At 40.9% G+C, this 24,848-nt stretch carries 20 protein-coding genes and 2 tRNA genes; 18 read left to right on the top strand and 4 right to left on the bottom strand.

The window, feature by feature from the left end:
• A partial coding sequence (locus tag L4C32_RS08460) for a hypothetical protein (protein ID WP_428196434.1) occupies positions 1–2,042 on the top strand: 2,042 nt, incomplete at its 5' end.
• Positions 2,043–2,285: 243 nt separating this feature from the next.
• Here L4C32_RS08460 and gcvP read toward each other — a convergent pair.
• A complete protein-coding gene (gcvP, locus tag L4C32_RS08455) occupies positions 2,286–5,168 on the bottom strand; it encodes an aminomethyl-transferring glycine dehydrogenase (RefSeq protein ID WP_428196433.1) in 2,883 nt (960 codons plus the stop codon).
• A gap of 38 nt (positions 5,169–5,206) precedes the next feature.
• Positions 5,207–5,587, bottom strand: coding sequence for a glycine cleavage system protein GcvH (gene gcvH, locus L4C32_RS08450; RefSeq protein WP_428196432.1), 381 nt, complete (start codon positions 5,585–5,587; stop codon positions 5,207–5,209).
• A 257-nt stretch (positions 5,588–5,844) separates the two neighbouring features.
• On the opposite strand from gcvH, the gene L4C32_RS08445 reads away from it, so the two are divergent.
• Both L4C32_RS08445 and gcvT read left to right on the top strand, forming a co-directional pair.
• Positions 5,845–6,471 (top strand): helix-turn-helix domain-containing protein, encoded by a 627-nt coding sequence (locus L4C32_RS08445; protein ID WP_428196431.1) that lies wholly within the window; start codon positions 5,845–5,847, stop codon positions 6,469–6,471.
• A gap of 81 nt (positions 6,472–6,552) precedes the next feature.
• The gene (gcvT, locus tag L4C32_RS08440; RefSeq protein ID WP_428196430.1) at positions 6,553–7,671 is read left to right on the top strand and encodes a glycine cleavage system aminomethyltransferase GcvT; all 1,119 of its coding nucleotides are present in this window, start codon (positions 6,553–6,555) and stop codon (positions 7,669–7,671) included.
• A 57-nt stretch (positions 7,672–7,728) separates the two neighbouring features.
• On the opposite strand, the gene L4C32_RS08435 is transcribed toward gcvT, so the two are convergent.
• Positions 7,729–8,634: a DMT family transporter gene (locus L4C32_RS08435; RefSeq protein ID WP_428196429.1), complete on the bottom strand. Its 906-nt coding sequence runs from the start codon at positions 8,632–8,634 to the stop codon at positions 7,729–7,731.
• An 87-nt stretch (positions 8,635–8,721) separates the two neighbouring features.
• On the opposite strand from L4C32_RS08435, the gene L4C32_RS08430 reads away from it, so the two are divergent.
• From L4C32_RS08430 to L4C32_RS08415, 4 genes are all read left to right on the top strand, one after another.
• On the top strand, positions 8,722–9,630 hold the full coding sequence (locus tag L4C32_RS08430) for a LysR family transcriptional regulator (protein ID WP_428196428.1): 909 nt from the start codon (positions 8,722–8,724) through the stop codon (positions 9,628–9,630).
• Between the two features lie 250 nt (positions 9,631–9,880).
• Positions 9,881–10,966, top strand: a complete 1,086-nt coding sequence (locus L4C32_RS08425) for a TRAP transporter substrate-binding protein (RefSeq protein ID WP_428196427.1) — start codon at positions 9,881–9,883, stop codon at positions 10,964–10,966.
• Positions 10,967–11,065: 99 nt separating this feature from the next.
• Positions 11,066–11,632 carry a TRAP transporter small permease subunit gene (locus L4C32_RS08420; protein ID WP_428196426.1) on the top strand — a complete coding sequence of 189 codons (567 nt, stop codon included), beginning with the start codon at positions 11,066–11,068 and terminating at the stop codon, positions 11,630–11,632.
• On the top strand, positions 11,629–13,008 hold the full coding sequence (locus L4C32_RS08415; RefSeq protein ID WP_428196425.1) for a TRAP transporter large permease: 1,380 nt from the start codon (positions 11,629–11,631) through the stop codon (positions 13,006–13,008). Before L4C32_RS08420 ends, L4C32_RS08415 begins: the two co-directional genes overlap by 4 nt.
• An 80-nt stretch (positions 13,009–13,088) precedes the next feature.
• Here the strand turns inward: L4C32_RS08415 and pyrC are convergent, their stop codons facing one another.
• Positions 13,089–14,117, bottom strand: coding sequence for a dihydroorotase (gene pyrC, locus L4C32_RS08410; RefSeq protein ID WP_428196424.1), 1,029 nt, complete (start codon positions 14,115–14,117; stop codon positions 13,089–13,091).
• 276 nt (positions 14,118–14,393) lie between these two features.
• On the opposite strand from pyrC, the gene L4C32_RS08405 reads away from it, so the two are divergent.
• The 11 genes from L4C32_RS08405 to L4C32_RS08355 all read left to right on the top strand — a co-directional run bounded on the left by L4C32_RS08405 (position 14,394) and on the right by L4C32_RS08355 (position 24,824).
• A tRNA-Gly gene (locus tag L4C32_RS08405) sits at positions 14,394–14,468 on the top strand.
• A gap of 66 nt (positions 14,469–14,534) precedes the next feature.
• Positions 14,535–14,609, top strand: a tRNA-Gly gene (locus L4C32_RS08400).
• 393 nt (positions 14,610–15,002) lie between these two features.
• Positions 15,003–16,025, top strand: coding sequence for a hypothetical protein (locus tag L4C32_RS08395; protein ID WP_428196423.1), 1,023 nt, complete (start codon positions 15,003–15,005; stop codon positions 16,023–16,025).
• A complete protein-coding gene (locus tag L4C32_RS08390) occupies positions 16,022–17,440 on the top strand; it encodes a hypothetical protein (RefSeq protein WP_428196422.1) in 1,419 nt (472 codons plus the stop codon). Before L4C32_RS08395 ends, L4C32_RS08390 begins: the two co-directional genes overlap by 4 nt.
• A complete protein-coding gene (locus L4C32_RS08385; RefSeq protein WP_428196421.1) occupies positions 17,370–18,077 on the top strand; it encodes a hypothetical protein in 708 nt (235 codons plus the stop codon). Before L4C32_RS08390 ends, L4C32_RS08385 begins: the two co-directional genes overlap by 71 nt.
• A 108-nt stretch (positions 18,078–18,185) precedes the next feature.
• A complete protein-coding gene (locus L4C32_RS08380) occupies positions 18,186–19,937 on the top strand; it encodes a hypothetical protein (RefSeq protein ID WP_428196420.1) in 1,752 nt (583 codons plus the stop codon).
• 2 nt (positions 19,938–19,939) lie between these two features.
• Positions 19,940–20,650 (top strand): OmpA family protein, encoded by a 711-nt coding sequence (locus L4C32_RS08375; RefSeq protein ID WP_428196419.1) that lies wholly within the window; start codon positions 19,940–19,942, stop codon positions 20,648–20,650.
• Positions 20,647–21,744, top strand: coding sequence for an HNH endonuclease (locus L4C32_RS08370; RefSeq protein WP_428196418.1), 1,098 nt, complete (start codon positions 20,647–20,649; stop codon positions 21,742–21,744). Before L4C32_RS08375 ends, L4C32_RS08370 begins: the two co-directional genes overlap by 4 nt.
• 5 nt (positions 21,745–21,749) lie before the next feature.
• Positions 21,750–22,082, top strand: coding sequence for a hypothetical protein (locus L4C32_RS08365; RefSeq protein ID WP_428196417.1), 333 nt, complete (start codon positions 21,750–21,752; stop codon positions 22,080–22,082).
• Between the two features lie 193 nt (positions 22,083–22,275).
• Positions 22,276–24,168: a hypothetical protein gene (locus L4C32_RS08360; protein WP_428196416.1), complete on the top strand. Its 1,893-nt coding sequence runs from the start codon at positions 22,276–22,278 to the stop codon at positions 24,166–24,168.
• Positions 24,168–24,824 (top strand): OmpA family protein, encoded by a 657-nt coding sequence (locus L4C32_RS08355; RefSeq protein ID WP_428196415.1) that lies wholly within the window; start codon positions 24,168–24,170, stop codon positions 24,822–24,824. Before L4C32_RS08360 ends, L4C32_RS08355 begins: the two co-directional genes overlap by 1 nt.
• Positions 24,825–24,848: the final 24 nt, after the last annotated feature.

Here is a 24,848-nt window from a genome sequence, read left to right as displayed (position 1 = left end):
GCTCTATACATATCAATCTAGCCTCCTACAATAAATGGATTGATAAAATTAGCAGGTTAAATAGTGAGTGTATTGAATCTCTAGCAAAGCTTAAAAAAGATAGGGACATCATTGAGCAAAATTATTTAGAATACTTGAAAGGTAAAAGTCAAAAAGAAAATATTGATGATAAGATAGAAAAGTCAGATCTAGAAAGAAAAGAGTTACTAAATGAGATCAAAGACCTAGAGTTTCTAAAAGTTACTTTTGATTCAATTCTTTCTCAAAAACAATGGGAGCATGATATTCTTTATGATGATCCATTGTTCCAGAAAAGTCGTAGCAAACTAGTCGAGCTAAATATTGATCTAGATAATTTTAGTCATGAACTAGAAAAGAAAACTATAGAGTTCAATACTGCTGGAGAACTTTCAGAAAATTTGGACAAAATAAAAATTTGGGGGGAAAAATATATTGAATCGACACGACAAGATGATTGCCCTCTTTGCAATTCTAAATTCTCCAACTTTGAAGAGCTTTTATCTCGGGTTACACAGAGCAAAAATGATGTACTTAATATATCTGAGAAAAAGTTAAGAATTGAAAAAATCAAGCTTCAATCAGAAAATACTAGGAATAATATAAAGGATCTGGAAAAATCGTTAGTCTTTATGGTTCAAGAAAAAACTTCATCGCTTAATTGCAAATTAGATGTTCTCAATAAAAATCTTGTCCCATTAAATAACAATAGAGCTGAACTTGAATCCCAGATTTCATTGGTAACTTCAATAATCAATGAGAAAGTATCATTATTTAAAACTTATGATTTTGATGAAAATAATATAAATGAACATACTGTTTCAGTATTAAACTCTTGTATAGATAAAAAAATACGCACTAACGAGTCAAAATTAGAACGTTTAAAGAAAATAATAGATAACTTGCGTGACAAATCAGATTATAAGAATGAGTTTAAGTCTAAATATGATAGCTTAATATCCTCTAGTAAAAATAAAAAAGCTATAATTAACTTTAGTGACAGTCAGAAAGAGTCTTTAAAGCTAGCTAATAAATATCACCTTGAGATTGTTGAAGAAAGTAAAGGTAGCCTACAGACCAACATCAACTCATTGTCGCAAGAACTAGCTGAAAAAATAAAGACAATAGATATACTATCGGAAGAAATAACTACGGTCCATGATAAGTTGGATTCTAATGAATCAAACCTATCAGAGTCTTCAATTTTAGATGCATTGGTAGAGAAGGAAGAGTGTAGGTCAAAATCGGATATGTATATCTTTGATTACCTAGAGCGTTATCACCGTTGCAATCTTGAAGGCGAACCGGAAAAGGAAAGCATTTCTCAAGTAATGGAAAATGAAGAACAAACTAAAAACTATCTTGAAGATAATATTAATCAATTAGATTTATTTGAAACACATGTAGAGAGAGCGATCGATCAAAATCTACGTAGTGAGTATATTAATAAACAAGAAATTCTGCGCGAACGATTGAAGCCAGTAGAGTCCGCAAAGGTACGCTTAAATAAGTTGATAACTTCATGCATGACATATATGCAAGAAGGAATAGATAGCTACTTCAACAAAGAAGTAATTAATAAGATGTATCAACGTATCGAGCCTCACCCAAGCCTAACAGAAATTAATTTTATTGCAGAGATTGGAGATAGAGGCCCGAGGTTACTTATATCCGCGAAGGGTGAAAACGAAGAAGTTAATCCGGCAATCTACCTCAGTGCAGGACAAGTTAATGTTCTATCATTGAGTATTTTCTTAGCAAAAGCTTTCGAGTATGGAGGAGACACTATCAGCACGATATTCATGGATGACCCTGTGCACAATTTGAGTGACATCAATATTTTATCCTTTATTGACTTGTTGCGTAGCCTAACGTCTACCCATGACAAACAAATAGTTTTGTCTACTCATGATGAAAAGCTATTCAAACTATTGCAAAACAAAATTCCAGAAAACTATAATAAAAGCAAATATATAGAACTGGCTGGCGAAGGAAGGATTAAGCCCATCGCTCCTGTGCGTTAATTTTATAGACGTGTAGTGGTACGCTGAGATTGGCCACATTATGGGAATGATGATTGATGGGCGAACTGTAACTCACCTCAAAGTAGAAAGGCGAACCCAATGGTTCGCCTTTTGTTATTCAAGTTAGTTTCCAACTTGGTTAGTTGTGGTCACTAAAGGTAAGGTAAAAAAATAGACAAACCGTAGTTTGTCTATTTTTAATTACCTTTGTCTAATTTTTAAATACTCAGACACACAGCAAAATTACTCTTCGTAGTTATCAATGCTCGGGCATGAGCAGATCAAATTACGGTCACCGAACACGTTATCAACGCGGTTTACTGTCGGCCAGTATTTGGCATCTTTAGTGTGTGCGGTTGGGAAGCATGCGATTTCACGTGAGTAAGGGTGATCCCACTCCGTTGACATCATATCTGCTTGAGTGTGCGGCGCGTTTACCAATGGGTTGTTCTCTAAAGACCAAACCCCATCTTTAACTTGCTGCATCTCGTTACGGATAGCGATCATTGCGTCACAGAAACGGTCGATTTCTACTAGGTCTTCAGACTCAGTTGGTTCGATCATTAGTGTTCCAGCAACAGGGAACGACATAGTTGGCGCATGGAAACCGTAATCCATAAGACGCTTCGCGATGTCCTCTTCACTGATACCTGTCTCTTCTTTTAGAGGACGAATATCGATGATGCACTCATGAGCGATACGGCCATGCGTACCACGGTAGAGTACAGGGAAGTGTGGACGTAGACGTTCCATGATGTAGTTAGCGCTCAAGATAGCAATTTCAGTGGCTTCTTTCAGTCCGTTGTTACCCATCATAGCGATGTACGCCCATGAGATAGTTAGGATTGAAGCACTACCAAGATCCGATGCAGAAACCGCAAGCTCAGAACCTTTGATGCCGTTGTGAACGTGACCAGGTAAGAATTCCGCTAGGTGAGATTTAACACCGATTGGACCCATACCAGGACCGCCACCACCGTGTGGGATGCTGAATGTTTTGTGTAAGTTTAGGTGCGAAACATCAGAGCCAATGAAACCTGGGCTAGTCAGACCAACCTGAGCATTCATGTTAGCGCCATCAAGGTAAACCTGACCGCCTGCCGCGTGAACTTTTTCACATACATCTTGAACCGCTTCTTCATACACACCGTGTGTAGAAGGGTAGGTGATCATGATGCAAGCAAGATTTTCAGCGTGCTTCTCAATTTTCGCTTCTAAGTCAACAATATCAACGTTACCTAACTCATCACACTTAACAACGACCACTTTCATGGAAACCATTGATGCGGTGGCTGGGTTAGTACCGTGCGCTGAACTTGGGATCAGACAGATATTACGATGATCATCACCACGGCTTTCGTGGTAACGTTTGATCGCGATTAGACCAGCATATTCGCCCTGTGCGCCAGAGTTTGGCTGTAGAGAGAAAGCGTCGTAACCGGTGATTTCACATAACATTTTGTCTAAAGATTCAGCTAGCTCTTGGTAACCTTGAGTCTGCTCGCTAGGAGCAAACGGGTGCATAGCACCAAACTCAGGCCAAGAAACAGGCATCATCTCTGCCGCTGCATTCAATTTCATGGTACAGCTACCAAGAGGGATCATGCCGTGCGTTAGTGAGAAATCTTTGTTCTCCAGTTTTTTCAAGTAACGCATCATCTCTGTTTCGCTATGATGAGTATTGAAAACTGGGTGTGTTAGGTAGTCTGAAGTACGACGACAGCTTGCAGGGATTGCCGCAAATTCATCAGCCGCGATATCTACCGAGAAGGCAGACGCATTCAGATCAGCAGCACCAAAGGCTGCAAACAAGTTGTTGATATCGGACATCGTAGTTAATTCATCGATGCTGATACCCACTTGGCCATCAAGAAGACGTAAGTTCATGTCAGCGTTTAGAGCTGCTTGATATACGGCTTCTGTTTTATCGCCAGTGTTGACTGTGATGGTGTCAAAGAAGTGTTGGTTTTCAAGTTCGAAACCAGCACTCTTAAGGCCAGCAGCAAGAACGGCAGTGAAGTGATGAACACGACGGCCAATCTTACGAAGTCCTTCAGGACCATGGTATACCGCGTAGAAACCCGCCATGTTGGCAAGTAGCGCCTGCGCAGTACAGATGTTTGATGTCGCTTTTTCGCGGCGGATGTGCTGCTCACGAGTCTGCATTGCCATACGTAGCGCTTGTTTACCTTTGCTATCGATGGAAACACCAATAACACGGCCAGGCATGGTACGTTTGTGTTTCTCTTGGGTTGACATGAAACCAGCGTGTGGTCCACCAAAGCCCATAGGAACACCAAAGCGCTGTGTACTACCGATAGCAACGTCTGCACCCATCTCACCAGGAGATTTAAGCAGCGTTAGCGACAGTAAGTCAGTAGCAACAGTAACCAATGTTTTCTTTGCGTGAGCCTGTTCAATCAATGTAGTCATGTCTTGAACATTACCCGTTGTACCTGGGTATTGAACTAACGCGCCGAAAACATCGTGTGAATCTAGCGTATCAACAGGAGCAACAACTACTTCAAATCCGATGTATTTTGCACGAGTTTTGACTACCGATAACGTTTGCGGATGCACGTCAGAAGCAACAAAGAACGTTTTGCTCTTGTTTTTTCCTGCGCGTTTACATAGCGTCATCGCTTCAGCGGCTGCGGTGGCTTCATCAAGTAGTGAGGCATTCGCAATTTCTAGACCAGTAAGGTCAAGAACCATTTGCTGATAGTTAAGTAGTGCTTCTAAACGACCTTGAGAAATCTCTGGTTGATACGGCGTATACGCGGTGTACCAGCCTGGATTTTCAAATACATTACGAAGGATTACATTAGGAGTAAACGTTCCGTAGTAGCCTTGACCGATAAAACTGCGTTTAACTTGGTTTTTATCAGCCATTGCTTGAATGGTCGCCAGCATATCGTGCTCGCTCATTGCAGCATCAATAGCCATCGGCTTAGGCAGACGAATATGTGATGGTACAGTTTGCTCAATCAACTGATCAATGCTCTCAACACCTACGGTATTTAACATTGTCTGCTGTTCGGTACTGTCCGGTCCATTGTGACGACGAATGAATTCGTTGTCCGTGCCAAGTCCGTTTAGGAATGGACTGTTGTGAGAATTAGTCATTAACTGTTTCCGCTTTAAAAATTAACTTAAGTGTCAGCTTACTCTTCTTCAAGACCTGCATGGTACTCTTCAGAAGTTGCTAGTGCTTCAAGCTCTGACGGATCGCTTAGTTTTACTTTAATAATCCAGCCGCCTTCGTATGGTTCTTCGTTAACTAGTTCAGGGCTATCTTCTAGCTCTTCATTAATTTCAACGATTTCGCCCGAAATAGGTGAGTAGATGTCTGAAGCTGCTTTAACAGACTCAACAAGTGAGAAGCTCTCAGCTGCTGTTACTTCGTCTTCTACTTCTGGTAGGTCAACAAAAACTACATCACCTAGCAAACCTTGTGCGTGCTCAGAAATACCAACAGTTGCTGTACCGTCACCATTGTCTAGTACCCACTCGTGGCTTGCAGCAAATTTATAGTTCTTAGTCATTTGTGTATCTCCATTCCAGATCAGTATAAAAAAATTGGGTTGATTGTTTTATCATCAATAGTAGACCAAAGATGTAACAATCTAAGTAAGTGGCTCCAAAATACAAGTGAGGTATGCAACATTCAATAAAAAGTTTCCTATAAGAAACTTAGTTTCCTAAACTGTTACCTTGCTCACTATTTAACGACCTCTGTTACCTTTAATATTCATTCCTCTCTATGTAACAATAAATGCACATCAAAACTGAAGAGACAGTCATGGCAAGATCAAGGGATAGAGACGAGTACCCAAGTATCACAATTGCAAAAGCTGATGCAGAGGAATCGATAGAGCCACTGCACCTCGGGGCGAGATTAAAAGAGATCAGAACAGAGTTTGGATTAACACTAGAAGATGCAAGCAAACGTACTGGTTTAGCCCGTTCAACCCTATCTAAGATAGAGAATGAACAGATATCTCCGACGTTTCAAGCGTTGCAGAAACTTGCCGCTGGTCTTCAGATTGATATTCCACAGCTGTTTAAACCACCTAAAAAAATGGTGGCTTCGGGTCGACGAGACATTACCGTTGCAAGTGGTGGGAAAGCGCACCCAACCACAACGTATGAGCATGAATTGTTAGCAACTCAGCTTTCAAATAAAAAGATGATGCCGTTTAAAAGCCGTATTCGTGCTCGTGGTTTTTCAGACTTTCCTGATTGGGTAAGGCACGATGGCGAAGAGTTTTTATTGGTATTAGAAGGGGAGGTCTGCCTCTTTACTGAGTTCTATGAACCGGTTGAAATGGCCGTTGGCGATAGTGTTTATTATGACGCAACGATGGGCCACATGATCACCTCAACGAGTGAGGAAGATGCACTGATTTTATGGGTTACTGCTAAATAGAGCGGTAACAATGAATACAATGTGACAAGCGGGTGACTGGGCAACATTATGACCAAGACGCCGCCATATATGGAGAAAGGAATGACTGATCAACTATTAACGACACCACTACACGCACTACACGTTGAAGTAGGCGCAAAAATGGTTCCCTTTGCTGGATACGACATGCCAGTACAGTACCCATTAGGTGTTAAAAAAGAGCATTTACACTGCCGTAATGCTGCTGGTTTATTTGATGTCTCTCACATGGGTCAACTTCGTTTACACGGCGATGACGCAGCGAAAATGATGGAAGCATTAGTCCCTGTTGATATTATTGATCTGCCAGCAGGTAAGCAACGTTATGCGTTCTTTACCAATGAGCAAGGCGGCATCATGGATGACTTAATGGTCACCAACATGGGTGATCATCTGTTTGTCGTGGTAAACGCCGCGTGTAAAGAGCAAGACATCGCCCACCTTAAAGCAAACCTTCTTCCAGGTGTTGAGCTTGAAATTATTGAAGATCGCGCATTGATCGCGCTTCAAGGCCCACACGCAATTGACGTATTAGCAGCATTGAACCCAGCGGTTTGTGACATGGTATTCATGGACGCACGTGTTGTTGGTTTACTGGGTGCAGAGTGTATCGTTAGCCGTTCAGGTTACACCGGCGAAGATGGTTTTGAAATTTCAGTTCCTGCCGATAAAGCGGAAGAGCTAGCACGAGCATTAACGGCCAGCGCTGAAGTTGAGTGGATTGGTCTTGGAGCACGTGATTCACTGCGCCTAGAGTGTGGTCTTTGCTTATATGGCCACGACCTTGATACAACAACAACACCTGTTGAAGCGAGCCTACTATGGGGCATTAGCAAAAATCGTCGTACCGATGGCGAACGTGCGGGTGGATTCCCTGGTGCAGACATCATTCTTGAACAGATTGTCACTAAAGAAGTATCACGCAAACGTGTTGGTCTTATCGGTTTAGGTAAAGCGCCGGTACGTGAAGGTGCAAAACTGTTTGATGCTGCTGATAATGAAATTGGTATTGTGACCAGTGGTACTGCGGGACCAAACGCTGGTAAGCCAGTGGCGATGGGTTACATTACCAAAGAGTTAGCGGTTATTGGTACAGAGGTATTTGCTGAAGTGCGTGGTAAAAAACTGCCAATGCAAGTAGAAAAAATGCCGTTTGTTCCTCAGCGTTACTTCCGTGGTTAATATAAAAAACAAGCACAATATAGCTGCTTGTTTCTTATAGGAAACTTAAATCCCGCCTTAGTGCGGGATTTTCTGTTTTACCGACGCCAATAACGTAGCAATGACAATTAATACCCCTCCTGCAAGTTGCAATAGCGACAGACTTTCTCCCAACCACACTATGGCAAACATTGCACCGAAAGCGGGCTCAGAGCCCATAAGAACCGAAGCTCTGGTCGCAGATGTTTTTCGTACACCATAATTTTGAGCAAAAAAAGCAAAGATGGTACAGAAACAGACAACATATAAAACCAGTAACCAGAAAGTGCTTTCAGTTGGTAGGGTGTGTATTGATAGAGGCTCATTGATTAGGAGTAACAACAATGCTCCTACAAACACCACGCTTGATTGAATCGCGGTGACCGACAGTGACGAGATGGACTTACCATGGAGTAATTTTTTTGTGGCAACCACCATGCAGCCTCGAAGCAGTGCTGCGAGTAAGATATAGGCATCGCCACGATTAAGGCTAAGTTGGTGGTCGGTATTGAGAGACAGTAGGGACACGCCAACTAGAGACAATCCAACCATCACAAATATGCGCTTAGACGGCCGCTGGCGAAAAATAAGCCACTCAATGAAAGGAGTAAACAAGAGGCATAAACTGATCAAAAAGGCAGCATTAGAGGCGGTAGTTTGAGTGATGCCATAGGTTTCAGCAATAAAGATCGCAAGTAGAATGATTCCTGTAGGAATCGCATACTTCCAATCGGTCGTCGGGTTGCTACGCCACTCCATCCAGACAAAAGGCAGCAGAAGAAGTGTGCTTAAACCAAAGCGTAGAGTAAGAAACCCAAACACCGAGATGTAGAGCAACGCCTCTTTAGTGATGCCGTAACTGGTTCCCCAGATGATGGCGACCAAGAGCAATAATATTTCAGCCGTTGGGCGTGTAGTTGGGGGGGGGATGATAAGCGTTGACATAAAAAATCCTTATAGTTAGTACTGCATTGATGCTAACTTATTCCTAATTAGAGGTAATGATAAGAATTGGAATAGGACTTGTGCGATATGGACACTAATAAGATTATCCATCTTCTGCCTGATATGGCGGTGTTTGTCACCGTTGTTGAATCAGAGAGCTTGAGTGAAGCGGCTAGAAAACTGGGCATTACGCCATCAGCGGTAAGCAGGCAGGTATCAAGATTGGAGAAGGGCTTAAATGTTAAGTTACTGGAAAGAACTACCCGGCGGATTGCCTTAAATGATGTGGGAAGTAAAGCGTACGAACTGTGTCGAGAAATGGTCAACTCAGCGAACGGTGTGGTTACTCTGTCAAAAGCATCACTTACAAAACCGAGCGGAACCTTATGTATTGCTGCACCGGTAGCATATGCTAACCACGTATTATCCCCCCTTATTATTCAGTTTTTAATTCAATATCCTGAGATTAAATTAAAATTCATTGCAACTGATAGTGATATTGACCTTATTAAAGATGGGGTTGATCTCTATTTCAATATTACTAACCAACCCGTAGAGGGGTTAATCTCAGTTAAGGTGGGAAACGTTAATTCCATACTCTGTGCTAATCAGCACTATCTAAATAAAAATGGTACCCCAGCCTCACCCTCGGATTTATACAAGCATAACTGTATTTTTTTAGGCGATGACATTAACGACAACCATTGGCATTTTATTAAAGGCGATAAAACACAACGTATATCGGTAGAGAGTAGTTATGCTGTGAATCACTCAGTAATGAGGCTACGGGCGGCCAAAGAGGGGATCGGAATTGCATTACTGCCTGATTTTGTAGCAAAAGAGGCGTTAGATCATCAAGAGATTGTCGCTGTTTTACCAGATTGGACGCTACAAAGTCACTTTCAAGGGAAAGTGTCGATGCAGTTTGCACAGAGTAAATATATGTCCGTCAATATCCGAGCTTTTGTGGATTTTATTAAATTGAATTACGGATAAAGGTATCGAAATAATGAGTAAAATTTCTATCGATATATCGCATGAAAGCTTTGTTGCATATCGCGACAATAAAAAAGAGCCATTGAATGTCATAAAACGATGAATAAGTAGCACAATTAGTTGTATATTTATTTACATTGAGCTAACAACTCACTAACCTGTAAATGACGATATAAAATACGTAATAATTAGACAGTCATTCCCTAGGAAGTAAGCAAAAATATAATAGAGCAAACTCAAGGAGAGAACCATGCAGTTAAGAGAACTCGTGAAAAAGATGACAATAGGAGCCACAGTAGCAAGCGCACTTTTGACTCCTTTTTTCGCTAATGCAGCACCAGCAGAATATAAATGGAAAATGGTCACAACATGGCCGAAGAATTTCCCAGGTTTAGGTACCAGTGCTAACGAACTGGCCAGCTTGATCACTGAAATGAGTGATGGCCGAATTTCCGTTAAAGTCTACGGCGCAAAAGAGTTAGTTGGCGCATTAGAAACCTTTGATGCTGTTTCACGTGGTACCGCTGAAATGGGTCACGGCGCTGCATACTACTGGAAAGGCAAAGTACCAGCAGGTCAGTTTTTTGCAGCGGTTCCATTTGGTTTAACCGCGCAAGAGATGAATGGCTGGATTTATACCGGTGGTGGTCTCAAGCTTTGGCAAGAAGCGTATGAACCATTCGGAATTATCCCAATGCCAGCCGGTAATACCGGTGTACAAATGGGCGGTTGGTTTAATAAAGAGATCAACAGCCTTGATGACTTAAAAGGTCTGAAAATGCGTATGCCAGGTTTAGGCGGAGAAGTACTTAAACGTGCAGGTGGTACACCAGTATTACTCCCAGGTAGTGAGATTTTCCCATCGCTACAGTCAGGAACCATTGATGCTACTGAGTGGGTCGGTCCATATAACGACATGGCTTTTGGTCTGCATAAAGCGGCAAAATTCTACTACTACCCAGGATGGCATGAGCCGGGTACAACGTTAGAAGCACTGATCAACAAAAAAGCGTTTGATAAATTACCGAAAGATCTTCAGTCAATCGTATTAAATGCCACCAAAGCGGTAAATGCCAACATGTTGTCTGAATACACGAGCCGTAATAACTCTGCACTTGAGAGTTTAGTGAATGATCATGGCGTTAAGCTACTTCCATATCCAAAAGAAGTACTTGAGCAGATCAAACAGCTTTCAGCTGATGTGGTTGCAGAAGAAGCCAACAAAGATGAGATGAGTAAAAAAGTGTATGCCTCTTATAAAGCATACAAAGACCAAGCGGTTAAATGGCATGCTATTTCAGAGCAAGCTTATTTGAATGCAAGAAATCCTGAATAAAACTCGCTCGCTTGTGTAAAGCAAGTAAGCCATTTCTGCAGTTATAAATCATGGGGCGAATCGGTTCGCCCCATATTTTGAAAATATTGAGATTTGTGTATGGATACACCATCCCCCAGTTTAATTCGTTTTATTAAAGCGATTAATCGATTCAGTGATGTCACAGGCCGGTTTGTCTCTTGGTTTGTATTGGCCATTGTGTTGATTACCTTTGTCGTTGTCGTCATGCGATATGTTTTGAATGTTGGTTCTGTATTTCTACAAGAATCAATTACCTACTTCCACAACTACGTGATCATGCTCGGTGCTGCTTTTGCCTTGCTAAAAGGGGCTCACGTTAGAGTTGATATCTTCTACCGACCAGCCAGCGCAAGGAAAAAAGCGTGGGTTGATTTGTTTGGTTTCCTATTTTTAATGTTACCCACTTGCCTGTTTCTTTTCTTTGTCTCATGGGAGTACGTCATTTTCTCATGGACCATTTTAGAAGGTTCACAAGAAGCGGGTGGCATTGATGCTCGATACCTCTTTAAGACGACCATTTTGTTAATGCCTGCATTAATGTTGCTTCAAGGCTTGGCAGAGACATTAAAGGCAGTCTTGGTACTTAAAGGGTTTGAAACGGAAATGAACGCGTTGAATGAACAAGAAGAGGAGCATGGATTATGATTGAACTACTTCCTCTGATGCTGTTTGGCTTCGTATTTGTCGTCCTTTTAGTCGGTTACCCAGTAGCCTTTGCACTGTCAGGTTCGGCGCTACTGTTTGCCCTAATCGGTTTTGTCACCGATACCTTTGACCCGGTCTTTTTAGAAGCGATACCTAATCGAATTCAAGGCATCTTATCGAATGAGCTGCTGATAGCAATTCCCCTGTTTGTTTTTATGGGTGTGATGCTCGAAAAGTCAAAAATTGCGGAAGAGCTGCTCGATACCATGGGACAAGTCTTCGGTGGTAAACCGGGTGGACTTGGCTTGTCAGTATTGATTGTTGGTATGTTATTAGCGGCCAGTACCGGAATTGTAGGGGCAACGGTTGTCACCATGGGACTTTTGGCACTGCCAACCATGTTGAAAAGGGGATACTCTCCTGAAGTGGCAACAGGCGTAATCTGTGCGTCTGGCACGTTGGGCCAGATCATTCCGCCTTCTATCGTGTTGGTGCTGTTGGGCGATGTTATCTCGTCGGCGTATCAGCAAGCTCAGCTTGATCAAGGTATCTTTGCTCCTGAAAGTGTCACCGTCGGTGATCTGTTTTTGGGGGCCTTAATCCCTGGTATGTTGCTGGTGGCTTTATATGCTATCTACATCATTGCGATTGCAGTGATCAATCCAGCTAAAGTACCACCGATCCCTGAAGATGAACGCAAAGTCAGCAAAGAGCTGTGGATGCAGGTGCTTACCGTACTTGTTCCACCAATTTCATTAATCATTTTGGTCTTGGGCTCTATTTTGGGCGGCATTGCTACACCAACAGAGGCGGCATCCGTCGGTTCTGTGGGTGCCATCATATTGGCTAAGTTTAAAAAGACGTTGAACCTTAAAATACTAAAAGGGGTGTTGCAAAGCACTACTGAAGTGACAGCCATGGTCTTCATGATCTTGATTGGTGCATCGGTATTCTCTTTAGTGTTCCGTGGGTTTGGTGGTGATGATTTAGTTCGTGACTTCTTAATGAACCTGCCAGGCGGCGTGTTTGGTGCGGTTTTCTTAGTGATGCTAGTGATGTTCTTACTCGGCTTCTTCTTAGACTTCATTGAGATCACCTTCGTGGTTATCCCGATTGTTGCGCCTATATTACTGAGCATGGGGTTAGATCCTGTTTGGTTGGGAATTATGATCGCACTTAACTTGCAAACGTCATTCTTAACACCACCGTTCGGCTTCTCGTTGTTTTATCTACGAGGGGTGGCACCGGACTCTATTGCTACCACGCAGATCTATCGTGGGGTAATTCCGTTCATTATGATCCAGTTGATTGTGATCGGTATGTTGGCGTATTGCCCACGACTGGCGACCTGGTTGCCTAATGCCGTATATGGTTAAGTAATTTAATAAAGTAACAGAGAATAAAAACCCCGCTAGTTCTTCAACTAGCGGGGTTTTTTAATCGGTCGGAATAGTGATTATTTTACGATCCAAGCGATGCTTTCACCGGCGCGAATTGGCACAACAACGTCGCCGCCAAAAGAGAGGGTAGCAGGAACGTTCCAGCTCTCTTTCGTTAATGTGATGGTATCTTGATTACGTGGAAGGTTGTAAAAATCCGGGCCATTATGGCTTGCAAAGGCTTCGAGGTTATCTAGTTTACCTTCCGCTTCAAACACTTCGGCATAAAGCTCAACAGCCGCGTGTGCGGTGTAAGAGCCTGCACAGCCACAAGCGTTCTCTTTTTTGTCTTTTGCATGAGGCGCAGAATCAGTACCTAAAAAGAATTTTTTACTGCCGCTGGTCGCCGCTTTAATTAGCGCGTGCTGGTGGGTATTTCGCTTTAGTATAGGCAAGCAGTAAAAGTGCGGTTTGATGCCACCCACTAACATGTGATTACGGTTATACATCAGGTGGTGCGCAGTAATGGTCGCTGCAACATTGTCATTGGCGTTATGGACAAACTCAGCCGCATCAGAGGTGGTGATGTGCTCAAGAACAATCTTTAGATTCGGAAAGTCATTCACGATAGGTGCCAGAACCGTCTCTAAGAACTGCTTTTCACGATCAAAGATATCAATATCATCAGTGGTCACTTCACCATGAATTAACAGCAGCATACCCACTTCTTGCATCGCTTCTAACACTGGATAGATTTTCTTAGCAGATGTCACACCGGAATCAGAGTTAGTGGTTGCGCCGGCAGGGTAGAGCTTAGCGGCATACACTTTGCCAGAGGCTTTCGCTTTACGAATCTCGTCTGGCGAAGTTTGGTCCGTTAGGTAGAGTGCCATCAAAGGCTCGAAAGTGGACGTTGAGTTGTGAGCTTGAATGCGATCGCGGTAACTTAGTGCCATTTCTGTATTGGTCACTGGAGGCATAAGGTTTGGCATGATCAGAGCACGGCCATTGTAACGGCTGATGTCTTTTACGGTATCGGCAAGTACGTCGCCATCGCGAAGGTGTATGTGCCAATCATCTGGGCGAGTTATGGTTATCGTAGTCATTGCAGCTCCAATCATTAAGTAAACGTTTGCCCTGCTTAGGCGATAGGATGATAGTAGAAACAAACCCGAGAATCACGGATTATTTCTATAAATCCAGAAAACAGCTAAAGATTGCAAGAAGTGGGCGATAAGCAATAATCTTCAGGATAAAAGGGAAGGGGTGCTGAATAACTAGACAAAACGAGGATTATCGAACAAAAAAAGCGCAAACAGTCACTTATAAGTAAAATACTGCTTTTCTTTTTCCTAAGTGATGGCATTATTACACTCATCTCAGCGTGCATCGTATAATGGCTATTACCTCAGCCTTCCAAGCTGATGATGCGGGTTCGATTCCCGCTGCACGCTCCAACTTCTCTTTGAAGTCGCGACTGAGATGACAACGTTACTATCTGCAATATTCTATGCTTCAATATTGCGTGCATCGTATAATGGCTATTACCTCAGCCTTCCAAGCTGATGATGCGGGTTCGATTCCCGCTGCACGCTCCAAGCTTTTTTCTGTAAAACCATTCCAATCTTATTGATATTAAACCACTTTATTGTTGATCCTTTACCCTCCCTTTTAGTTTATAAATCCTTGGTTTTTCTAGTTCAGCTTTATACATCTAAGTTGGAAATGGATACGATACATTGATAAAAATAAGTAATTAAAATTTCGCTCAATATAATAGTGGACGTCATACTTTATTTGTGGGATATTCACGCTAATTATTAATTGCGGCTGTTTGCGGCTGAGGTTGATATGGATTAATACCTAAAGTAAGTAGGTTCTGATGATTGTAAATTAGACAAATCTAATAGTGTAAGGCAGATGCATTAATAGACAAGACAAAAGTGATGCATAAATTCTATAAAATTTTTCTGAAAACGTAAGTACATTCAATGACCATTCAAAATACACCATCATTAACTGCTCTTTGTTTGCTCTTGCTATTGGCAGGCTGTTCATCAGATCGAAGTAAACATAGCATTGTCGAGGCCTCTGAAATAGGTGCTGAGGCCCAAACTTCAAACACTACCACAGATGCTGAATTAATTATCAGTAACATGGTTGATGAAGTTGCTCCCCATGAAGACAATCAACGGTTCGTTGAATATATGAATCACACTTTTATCGATGAAAATAGTAAGCATCAGAATGATCAACATAAAGAGCAAGTTCTGACTACATCAAAAAATGTAGAACAAGCAAAAAATGCAACAAAGAAATTTCAACCAGAAGTTGAACAGGTTGAGGATGAAACAAAAGAACCTCAGATGACTCTGGATGATGAAAAGCATGCTATTGATATTTTGCAGTCTAAACAAAGAGCCCCAAATGTTAATTTACCTGTTGAAATGCCAAGCATCCAAGCCCCTAAGTATCTGAAGCACCCCCTCTCTGAAAGTATGGAGGTCATATTTTTGTTAGGTGAAGATCAAAAAGGATACTACTTGTATGGTGAGGGATCTCTAACTGAAGGTACATTTGTAAAGTTTCAACGCTATATTGCACATTATCAATCACGAAATATTAAACTTAACCGACTAATGATTCACAGTCCTGGTGGACTAATGAAAGAAGCTATGAAAATTGGTCGCTATATGCAGGAACATGGTTGGACTTCAGATAGTGATAAATACATGCGCTGTTATTCTGCATGTGGATTTATCTATGCATCTGGTGTTGCAAAAAGAATGCAAAATGGTGCAAAGGTGGGTTTTCATAGGCCTTACTTACCAAACCGGGAAGATACTCCTGAAATGATTTATGCAATGTATGATCGATACCTTCCATATTGGAAAGAGATAAATGGTGATTTAAAACTATTTGATAAGTTTATGAAAAATTACGGTCGGGATGACATGTTAATATTGACAACGGAAAATGCAAATCAGTACTTTATGGCAGATATTTACAAATGATTGATAAAATGAACAAACGGAATGATGATATTCTTATTCAAGCTATGATATTTATATTAGGAATTTTGATTGTCTGGTTTAATATTCTTGGCTATGACATACTTTTCCCAAATGAAGAATACACAATAAATCCATTCTCTACTTTATTATTTTTCACTGAATTTGCAGTGCTTTTATGGACGTCTCAAGTAATAAGGAACTGGTACACAACAAGTCGTTTGTTAAGAGTAATGATATTTGTGCTTGTTCCAGCATTTTGGTTCCTTTGTTATTCAGGAATTAATAGCTATTTAAACGCTTTAGCGACGGTTGAAATAAGCACTGTTGAAAGTGAAATTATTATTAATAATAACCGAAGTGACTTAATCGAAACACTAAACATGCGTAGAGGAAAAATTTCTGGCGAATTATTGAACTTAAGAAGCACGAATCGCCTTATTGATGAATCACTTTCTCAAAGTAATCAAAAAATATCGGAACTCAGTACATTATCGAGTGAACGTCGCCTCACACAATTAGATTGTAGTGCTGTAGAAGATTGTAGGGTCTCGGTTGAAAACTATCAACAACAAATTGATAATCTATCCCGTAGTATAGAGACAGATCAAAAAGATAAAGAAGCTAATGGGAACAGAATACGTCGATTAGAGGGGGAGTTAATCGATATTGATTTTCGGGCCTCTAAGATGAGATTAGAAATTACGGATTCTCGAAATAGTTATGCTGGTACTGAAACATCATTTAACCAGAAGAAAGAAGTATATGAGAGTATTGTTCTTCAAATTTCATCTTGGTTTGGCTTAACACCCAAAAACCCTTTTGGAGTGTTTGTATCATTTATCTCTCTTATTATTTATCCCGTTTATTTTATTTTAAATCTATTAATTAGCTTGAATACTGAAGAGCATAAAGAAATTAGAAAGAGAAGGCAGGAAGTAAGAAATAATAGAAGAGATCATAGGTTGCATTATTACAAGTGCATGATTAAATATTTCCGAGTATGGGCTCACCGAAGAACTAAAAAAGTAGAAATTGAAAAGATAGTTGAAGTTGAGATAGAAGTAGAAATTGAAGTTGAGAAACGTATTGAGGTGGAAAAAGTAGTTCACGTGGAAGTTGAAGTCGTGAAAGAAATGGAAAAAATTGTAGAAGTAGAAAAAGAAGTAGAAAAAATCGTTGAGAAAATTGTTGAAATTCCAGTAGAAATAGAAGTGCCAGTGTATATAGACAAAATCCATAAAGTTAGTGAGCCGATGATAATAAAAGAGCCACAAGTCATAATTCACGAGCGAATTGTCCCAATACCAGAAGATATAACAGCACATGAGCTAGAGGAATTACTAAATGCAAAGCATGGACCTGACGAAACTTCAAGAGTGGAACCGATTGAGATGGAAGCAAGTTCAGCAGCGTAAGCAGCACGAAATGGAACTTGAGGAAATTGGACAGGAAACAGAGCGATTAAAGCAGCTACTAGAAAGTGAAAAGTTAGTAAGCGAAATTGCTGACGCCAAAACGGCTCAAAGCACAACGAAGCTAAATGACGAAAACACAGAGACTATTGCGGCAATACATGCTCAGCAACGTGTAGCGTTTGAGCAAGAAAAGCTGAGAACTATGCAGTATGAAGCTGATTTGAAGCAACGTGAACTGGATAGAGTTGAAGAAAGTATCAAGCTAAGAACCAAAAGTGAACGTGTAGCTTGCCGACAGAAACAAGCTTTATTCTGGTTTAATCAATTACTGAAAACACTTTTGCTATTACTTATTGTTGCACTGTTGGTTATTGCGGTATATCGCGCTTATCGGTGGGCAATAGAAGCGCCATTGATTAAAGAGATCATTTCAGAAATTGAAGTCGAAAAAATCGTTGAAAAAGTTGTAGAGGTTGAAACTATTGTTGAGAAGAAAGTTGAAGTCATTCCTGATGAGTGTACGCAAATACGGCGTAATGGAAAGATCTTCATAGATTGTGATGGAACCAAGATTAATGGCGTTAACACCATTAGTGATGCCGGCATTGTTGAGGTTCCTCAACTATTAGGTGATTAACTGATGGAGAGTTATGAACAGCGTCGAACTACACGATCCTGTAAATTACTGAGTATAAATTCGGGCAATGGAACCCCATTAACTAACTATAAACATTGGTAAAGAATAATGTCAGACTTAATTGCAACTATGATTGCCGCCTATACCGCTGCAGCAATCTCCGATCTATTCATATTGGTAATCATGAGTGTTTTTGGACTAGGTATTTTCCTTAGTTACAAATCTGCCTATATGGGGTTTGTTGCGAGTTGTCCAAACTTGCTGACATCAATAGGTATTCTTGGCACCTTTACCGGCATCGTAGTCGGTCTGATGGAGTTTGATCCAGCAAATATTGATGAATCAATTACACTTTTGTTGGCGGGGTTAAAAACGGCATTCCTCACCAGTTTGGTTGGGATGTTTTTATCCATACTATTTAAAGGAATAAGCGGTCTTCTAACGCGTTCAGATTCGACAAAAATTGAAAACGTTGGGCCAAGTGATATATTTCAAGTTATGAAAGATCAGCTTGAATCTACCAGGCAGTTGGTGACCTCAATTCAGGGCTCTGAAGACTCATCTCTTACCTCTCAAATTAAAAACCTTCGAACAGACATTAGTGATGGAAATCGTAATCTAGTTGATCATTTAACACAGAAACAAGCCAATGATGAGCAGTTTGCAAGTCAGCTCTGGCAGCAAATGAATGAGTTTGGAGAATTACTATCGAAATCAGCGACAGAGCAAGTGATCAATGCTCTAAAAGAGGTGATTGTAGAGTTCAATGATAAGCTCACTGAACAATTTGGCGAAAACTTCAAACGCCTTGATGAATCAGTTAAAAAACTCGTTGAATGGCAAGAAAACTATCGATTGCAGCTAGAAGATATGTCGACCAAATATCAACTTGGTGTCGAAGCAATAAGTTCAACCGAAAAATCAGTGGCTAGCATTAATGAACGCGCTGAAACGATTCCAGCAACAATGGAAAAACTTCATGAAGTGATGGAGCTTGGGCATGGGCAGGTGACGGAACTGGAAGAGCGTATGAAAGGCTTCTCTGAGTTAAAAGATAAAGCGGTAGAGGCGATGCCGCAAATCAAACAGCAACTCGACTCCACAATGTCCACGATCGATACTTCAGTAAAAGTTGCATCAGAGCATTATGAAAAACTGCTTAAGGAATCACAAGGGGTCATTGATAGCTTTAGCACCACAGCAACGGATAGCGTTGAAATGATGCGTACAAATCTAGAAAGTGGTGCGCAAGAAATCTCGACTAAACTTACCCAAAGTGCACATGATATTGGTGGCAAGCTGGTTGAAGCTTCATCTGACATCCAAGAGCAAGTGGGCACCGCAACTGGTGGCCTAAGTAATGTGACAAATCACCTTACAGACACCACTGAGCAAATACGCCAACATCTACAAGATTCAATCACTGAGTTAAATGGTCAACTACGAGTTCTTGTTGCAGATATTAAAGATGATGCCAAAGAGACAGGCAACGTTCTTAAAGAAGCAAATCAAGAGCTACTTTCAAGTACTCGTGTTATTCAAGTCGAGACAACATCAGCTATTTCAAAGTTGCAAGATCGACTAGAAACGACGTTAGAAGATGTATTTCAAATTCAGGCTCAAGCGGTAAGACGTACATTTGATAGTCTAGAAGACCAAATTACAGAGTCAGTGGGCAAAACTGGCAGCGCTGTAGAGAATCAAGTTGAAGTTCTTGATCACCAAATGCAGCAAGAAATTAACCGTACCATGAACGAAATGGGCGAAGCGTTAGCAACCGTTACTCAGCAGTTCACTCGTGATTATAAAGATTTAGTTCGTGAAATGTCGAACGTAGTAAATACGAGGATGGCTAGCTAACGATGGAAAGAGTAATAGGTAAGAGCAGCGCAAACAATGATGGTGGAGAGCATTGGCTCTCAGTATCCGATTTAATGGCTGGTTTAATGATGGTCTTTCTTTTTATCTCGGTAGCTCTGATGCGCGATGCGATGCAAGAGCGCGATAAGATTAAAGAAGTTGCAGAAACGTATCAGCAAACTCAACAGGCTATCTATAACGCATTACTGGAGGAGTTTTCGAAAGATTTAGATAAGTGGGGGGCTGAAATTGACCGAGAAACATTAAGTGTCAACTTTACTGCCCCAGAAGTATTATTCGCAAATGGCCGTGCAAACCTTACGAGTCAATTCCAAACAATTTTGGATGACTTTTTTCCTCGTTATCTTGGTACTCTTGATAATTTTAAACCAATTATTCAAGAGATAAAAATTGAAGGACATACCTCAAGTCGTTGGAACCATGACTCCAGTGATAATGAGGCATACTTTAATAATATGCGGCTATCTCAATCTCGTACTAGGGCCGTATTAAATTATACGATGGCACTAAAACCAGTGAAAAATCAATATTATGATTGGGTTAAAAGCAACGTAGCAGCAGTAGGTTACTCCTCATCCAAATTGATTTTTAACAATGCTGGGAGCGAAGATGAGCAACGCTCTCGACGTGTTTCATTTCGAATAATCACCAATGCAGAAGAGCAGATCCGTAAAATTCTAGGTGCATCATGAAATTGAGTGTTTCCTTTAAAAGCCTAGAAGTCGCTGTGAATATGATGGAGCCAGAAGATAGAGGGCAATTTAATCTTGCATATCAAGAGACCAGTATTGAAAAACTCGATCTAGAACTGGCCAGTGGTAAAGACGTTGAATTAAAAGATGTCGATATAGAAGCTGGGTTACTTAGTTACAAAGGCCGAAATGTATCGCTTTATATTAAAGCAAATGGCTCTAGTGCTCGTTTTCATGTTGCTAACTGTAAAACTTTGCAGAGTATGAGAGCAAATGGACGCTTTGAACGTTATGTTGTGACCAATGATACCTCGGGCGAGTTTGTTGTTGCTTCTGGTTATGGTTATGGTGAAACTAAGGCAAGACTTAAAGTTTGCCAAAACTGCTTGAGACAGCTGAATTATAAAGGTTGCAATACTGGAACTCCGATCAGCTCAATCGTTCAACAATTCGATATGGCTCAGTTTTTTGCAACTTATAGCTCTTTCTTCCCGTATATGCCTTCAAGAAAAGCAGAAACAGCCGAAACTGGGTACACAGAAAATTGGGCTAAAGTTTCATCTCACTATCGAGTCGAAAAAGACTTCGAATGTGAGCAGTGTAATGTAAACCTGCGTACTAATAGAGGCTTGTTGCATGTTCATCATATCAGTGGTGTGAAATCGAATAATAAAGCCAGCAACTTAATAGCGTTATGTATAGATTGTCATAGCAAGCAACCGATGCACTCACACATGGCAGTTAGCCACTCAGAAAGGCAATTGATTAATAAATTGCGCCAAGAGCAAGGCTTACTAGAAGATCTAGGTGGCTGGCAAGAACTCTTTGATTATTCAGACCCTGGTGTTCATGGAGTACTGCATGCGTGCCGGCAACAGAATTACGTACTTCCTGAAGTCGCCTACTATATTCAAGATGAATTTGATGATCTTGTAGCAAAAGTCGAACTTGCTTGGCCTGGCAATAAATTTGGTGTGGCGATAGCAAATGTAGATGTTGGTGAAGCAAAGGAGTGTGGTTGGGAGATTATCAGTGTTAGTGATTTTCTAGAAGGCTACAAAACCAATGCAAATCACTTAAGGCGAGGGTGGTGATGAGTATGAGAATAGATAATTTAATAGAGCGAATAATCACTATAAATCATGCATGGAAGTTGTCACGTGAAGAGTTTGGACAATCGTTTTGTGCAACCAAATCATTTCGATGGACTAAGTCATCATTACAAGCCAGCTTGTTAAGAGACTTTCCAAGAGAAACATATCTTAAAATTGCCAGTGATAACGATGATCATGAAGGTTTGATGTACAGCGTTAGGTTATCCAGTCCGATCGTAGTAAATGGAACTGTCCGCCGTGATGCCGAGCACCTACCTGGATTCATTGCTGAACAAATCTTTACCCCTGAAGAAATTACCCAACTACTAGCCCGTTGAGAAAATTATGTCCCAAATATTATCAGTTATTACATCCTCAATAGAGTTCATTAGTACAGAAATGATTGTCTTTGCGATTTTGTTCATTTTTGTTTTTTCCCTTTATAAAAGTATTGCAGATCAAAGGAACAACAAGTATTACCTCAAAGGCCTTTCACAAGCATCAGGAAAGCATAAGCAAGGGCGATTTAAAATGAGTGAGTTATCGCCGTCCCAGCAAGATTGGATAATGGCTCACTTACTCGTCAACGAAAAAGATAGCGAAGCAATTTCCGTAGAGATGAAAGGTGACCTTTTAGTGTCCAGATCATCTCTAAATATGATGCTTCCACAAGCCGACCAGAGTAAATATAAATTAATTCCAGCGATCCTAACGAGTATTGGTATTACCGGAACGTTTATTGGTATTACCTTAGGGTTAAGCGGTTTCTCGATGGGTGGGAGCTCTAAAGAGCTATTAGCTACGGCAATGCAATTACTAGAAGGTATGAACACCGCGTTTTATACTTCGTTAGTTGGCTTATTGTGTTCAGCTGTATTTATGATCTGGATGAAGTTTTCTTCTCATATGTTGAATTCGAATCAAGAAGAGTTCGCACAACATCTTGCTCACAATTATGTTGAAGTGAGCGCCATTGATTACCTAAAAAATCTATCTAACGATAATCAACATGAAGTGATTGATGCACAACATCGCTCGGCATTGGCGATGGAGTTATTGAGTAAAAACATGTCCAACATGATGCTGAAATTTGAATCTATTGCAGATGGTTTTAATTCAAAAGATATTGCAGATGCGGTTTCTGGCGCGGTGACGGAGTCTATTGAAAAAGAGCTCACACCTGTTCTAGCACAGATAGGTGATGAACTCACATCCCTTAAAGATATAAAAGAGCAGAACCAAAAAGAGTTACTTCAAGAGATCATCTCAGAAATGAAGAGTGAGCTCATTACCCCCGTTGTCGCAGAGCTAGAGAAGACATCAGAAGCAGTTTCAGCAAGTAATAAAGTCTCAGAAGAGCTCAATAAAAATGTCGAGCTGGTTATTACACGGACAGCAGAAACCGTGACAACCATTGATGAGTTCCAAAAAGAAACCATGGTTAAACTTCAAGAGTTTGCTGGCTCGTTGAAAGATATCCTTTCAAGCTTCAAAGATGATACACAAGGTGCAATGACAACGATTGCGACAGAAGTAAAGTCGATGTTAGATGGCGCATCAACAGGGCTAGCTGAACAAAGAGATGCTTTTGAGAGTAGTGCAACGAAAGCCGCAAATGCCTTTGAAGGAATTAAAGCCTCAATGGACAGCGCTCTTGATGAAAGACAAGAAAAAGAGAAAGTGTTATTTGATGGTGTAGAAACACGTATCGACTCATTAATAAAAGGGTCAAGCGATGCATTTACACAACAGACAGACGTTTTAGAGAAAGTTGGACAAGAAGCGTCGACACTCATGACCTCTGCAAAAGAAGAGCTGCAAGCGGGTCTTGGTGATATTGACAGTAAAGTTCAGTCAATGTCGACAACAGTACAAACAGAACTTGAAGCATTCCGCACACAGTATCAAGAGAATTTATCTGCCTATTTCAAAGAACAAAATGATCTACTTGAGTCCAACTTAGGTAAGCAGCGTGATGGACTCAATAGCGTCGTAGATAATTTCCGTACCGTCTTTGAAGAAGAGTATAAGACTCGTCACAACTTACTGGCTGATTTAACCGCTCAGCATGAACACTTACAGAAATCAGCGGAAACGGTTGAACGTGTTGCGAAAGCGGTTGGTCTGCATGAAGCATCGAAAATGGCAGCACTTCAAGATGCGGCTAACACAATGAGTGAAGAGATTGCAAAACTTAAGCGTGAATACGTCAATGCATCTAAAGCCTTCAGTGATGTGGCCAACGAGTTACCAAAAGCGATGGATAGCTACTTCTCACGTGCTAACGAAAGCTTTGAAGTGTTCTTTAAAGATTTCGATGACTCCGCAAGTAAGATACATAACAAGCTATCACAAGCAGCAGGTTACCTGATTAATGCTCAAGTTCAGCGTCGAGAATTTGAGGCTGACGAGGTGAAAGCTTAATGTCTATATTGCGTAGCAATCAAACCAACAACGAAACAGATGAATCCGGAGTCTGGCTCTCTGTTGGCGACTTAATGTCAGTACTGTTAATGATCTTTGCGCTGTTATTAATCAGCGCACTGGTTCAAATTTCTGAAGTCCACGAAGATAGCCAAAACACTCGTATTGTGATCATTAAAGGAATAAACGATGCACTAGAGAGTGCTGGAATTGAGGTAAATGCTGACCCTAATACGGGTGATATCTCGATTATGGATTCGATTTTATTTGATCATAACGATTATCGTCTAAAGCGATCGGGCAAGCGTTTTTTGGATGAGTTTATTCCTGTTTACACCAAGGTAATATTTCAATCTGAAGCGACAGCGGAAGAAGTATCACGCATCGTCGTAGAAGGGCACTCAAGCTCTGAAGGTCTGTTTGCAAGAAATATGGAATTAAGCGTTCAACGAGCTAATAGTGTTTCTGCCTACATCAGTAGTATGAGCTTTAAGAGTAAACCCGAGTTCTTTAATAAAGTTGCTATCTCAGGTAGAGGCCCAATAGAAGCGAACCAAGAAACACCAGATCCGACTGATCGCAAAGTGAAGTTTCGATTCCAATTTAAGGACGACAAATTCCTAGGGTATTTCTCAGAGGTTAAACGTGCAGAGTAATCGGTTTACATTTGATATGCCACG

Source organism: Aliivibrio kagoshimensis (assembly GCF_050337105.1).
GTDB lineage: Bacteria > Pseudomonadota > Gammaproteobacteria > Enterobacterales > Vibrionaceae > Aliivibrio_A > Aliivibrio_A kagoshimensis.
The sequence above is the reverse complement of the archived record's forward strand: the minus strand, read 5'-3'. Positions and strand labels throughout refer to the sequence as shown.

Coding starts and splice junctions, on each gene's coding strand:
- gcvP (WP_428196433.1), bottom strand. CDS start 5,168: ATGACTAATTCTCACAACAGTCCATTCCTAAACGGACTTGGCACGGAC.
- gcvH (WP_428196432.1), bottom strand. CDS start 5,587: ATGACTAAGAACTATAAATTTGCTGCAAGCCACGAGTGGGTACTAGAC.
- L4C32_RS08445 (WP_428196431.1), top strand. CDS start 5,845: ATGGCAAGATCAAGGGATAGAGACGAGTACCCAAGTATCACAATTGCA.
- gcvT (WP_428196430.1), top strand. CDS start 6,553: ATGACTGATCAACTATTAACGACACCACTACACGCACTACACGTTGAA.
- L4C32_RS08435 (WP_428196429.1), bottom strand. CDS start 8,634: ATGTCAACGCTTATCATCCCCCCCCCAACTACACGCCCAACGGCTGAA.
- L4C32_RS08430 (WP_428196428.1), top strand. CDS start 8,722: ATGGACACTAATAAGATTATCCATCTTCTGCCTGATATGGCGGTGTTT.
- L4C32_RS08425 (WP_428196427.1), top strand. CDS start 9,881: ATGCAGTTAAGAGAACTCGTGAAAAAGATGACAATAGGAGCCACAGTA.
- L4C32_RS08420 (WP_428196426.1), top strand. CDS start 11,066: ATGGATACACCATCCCCCAGTTTAATTCGTTTTATTAAAGCGATTAAT.
- L4C32_RS08415 (WP_428196425.1), top strand. CDS start 11,629: ATGATTGAACTACTTCCTCTGATGCTGTTTGGCTTCGTATTTGTCGTC.
- pyrC (WP_428196424.1), bottom strand. CDS start 14,117: ATGACTACGATAACCATAACTCGCCCAGATGATTGGCACATACACCTT.
- L4C32_RS08395 (WP_428196423.1), top strand. CDS start 15,003: ATGACCATTCAAAATACACCATCATTAACTGCTCTTTGTTTGCTCTTG.
- L4C32_RS08390 (WP_428196422.1), top strand. CDS start 16,022: ATGATTGATAAAATGAACAAACGGAATGATGATATTCTTATTCAAGCT.
- L4C32_RS08385 (WP_428196421.1), top strand. CDS start 17,370: ATGCAAAGCATGGACCTGACGAAACTTCAAGAGTGGAACCGATTGAGA.
- L4C32_RS08380 (WP_428196420.1), top strand. CDS start 18,186: ATGTCAGACTTAATTGCAACTATGATTGCCGCCTATACCGCTGCAGCA.
- L4C32_RS08375 (WP_428196419.1), top strand. CDS start 19,940: ATGGAAAGAGTAATAGGTAAGAGCAGCGCAAACAATGATGGTGGAGAG.
- L4C32_RS08370 (WP_428196418.1), top strand. CDS start 20,647: ATGAAATTGAGTGTTTCCTTTAAAAGCCTAGAAGTCGCTGTGAATATG.
- L4C32_RS08365 (WP_428196417.1), top strand. CDS start 21,750: ATGAGAATAGATAATTTAATAGAGCGAATAATCACTATAAATCATGCA.
- L4C32_RS08360 (WP_428196416.1), top strand. CDS start 22,276: ATGAGTGAGTTATCGCCGTCCCAGCAAGATTGGATAATGGCTCACTTA.
- L4C32_RS08355 (WP_428196415.1), top strand. CDS start 24,168: ATGTCTATATTGCGTAGCAATCAAACCAACAACGAAACAGATGAATCC.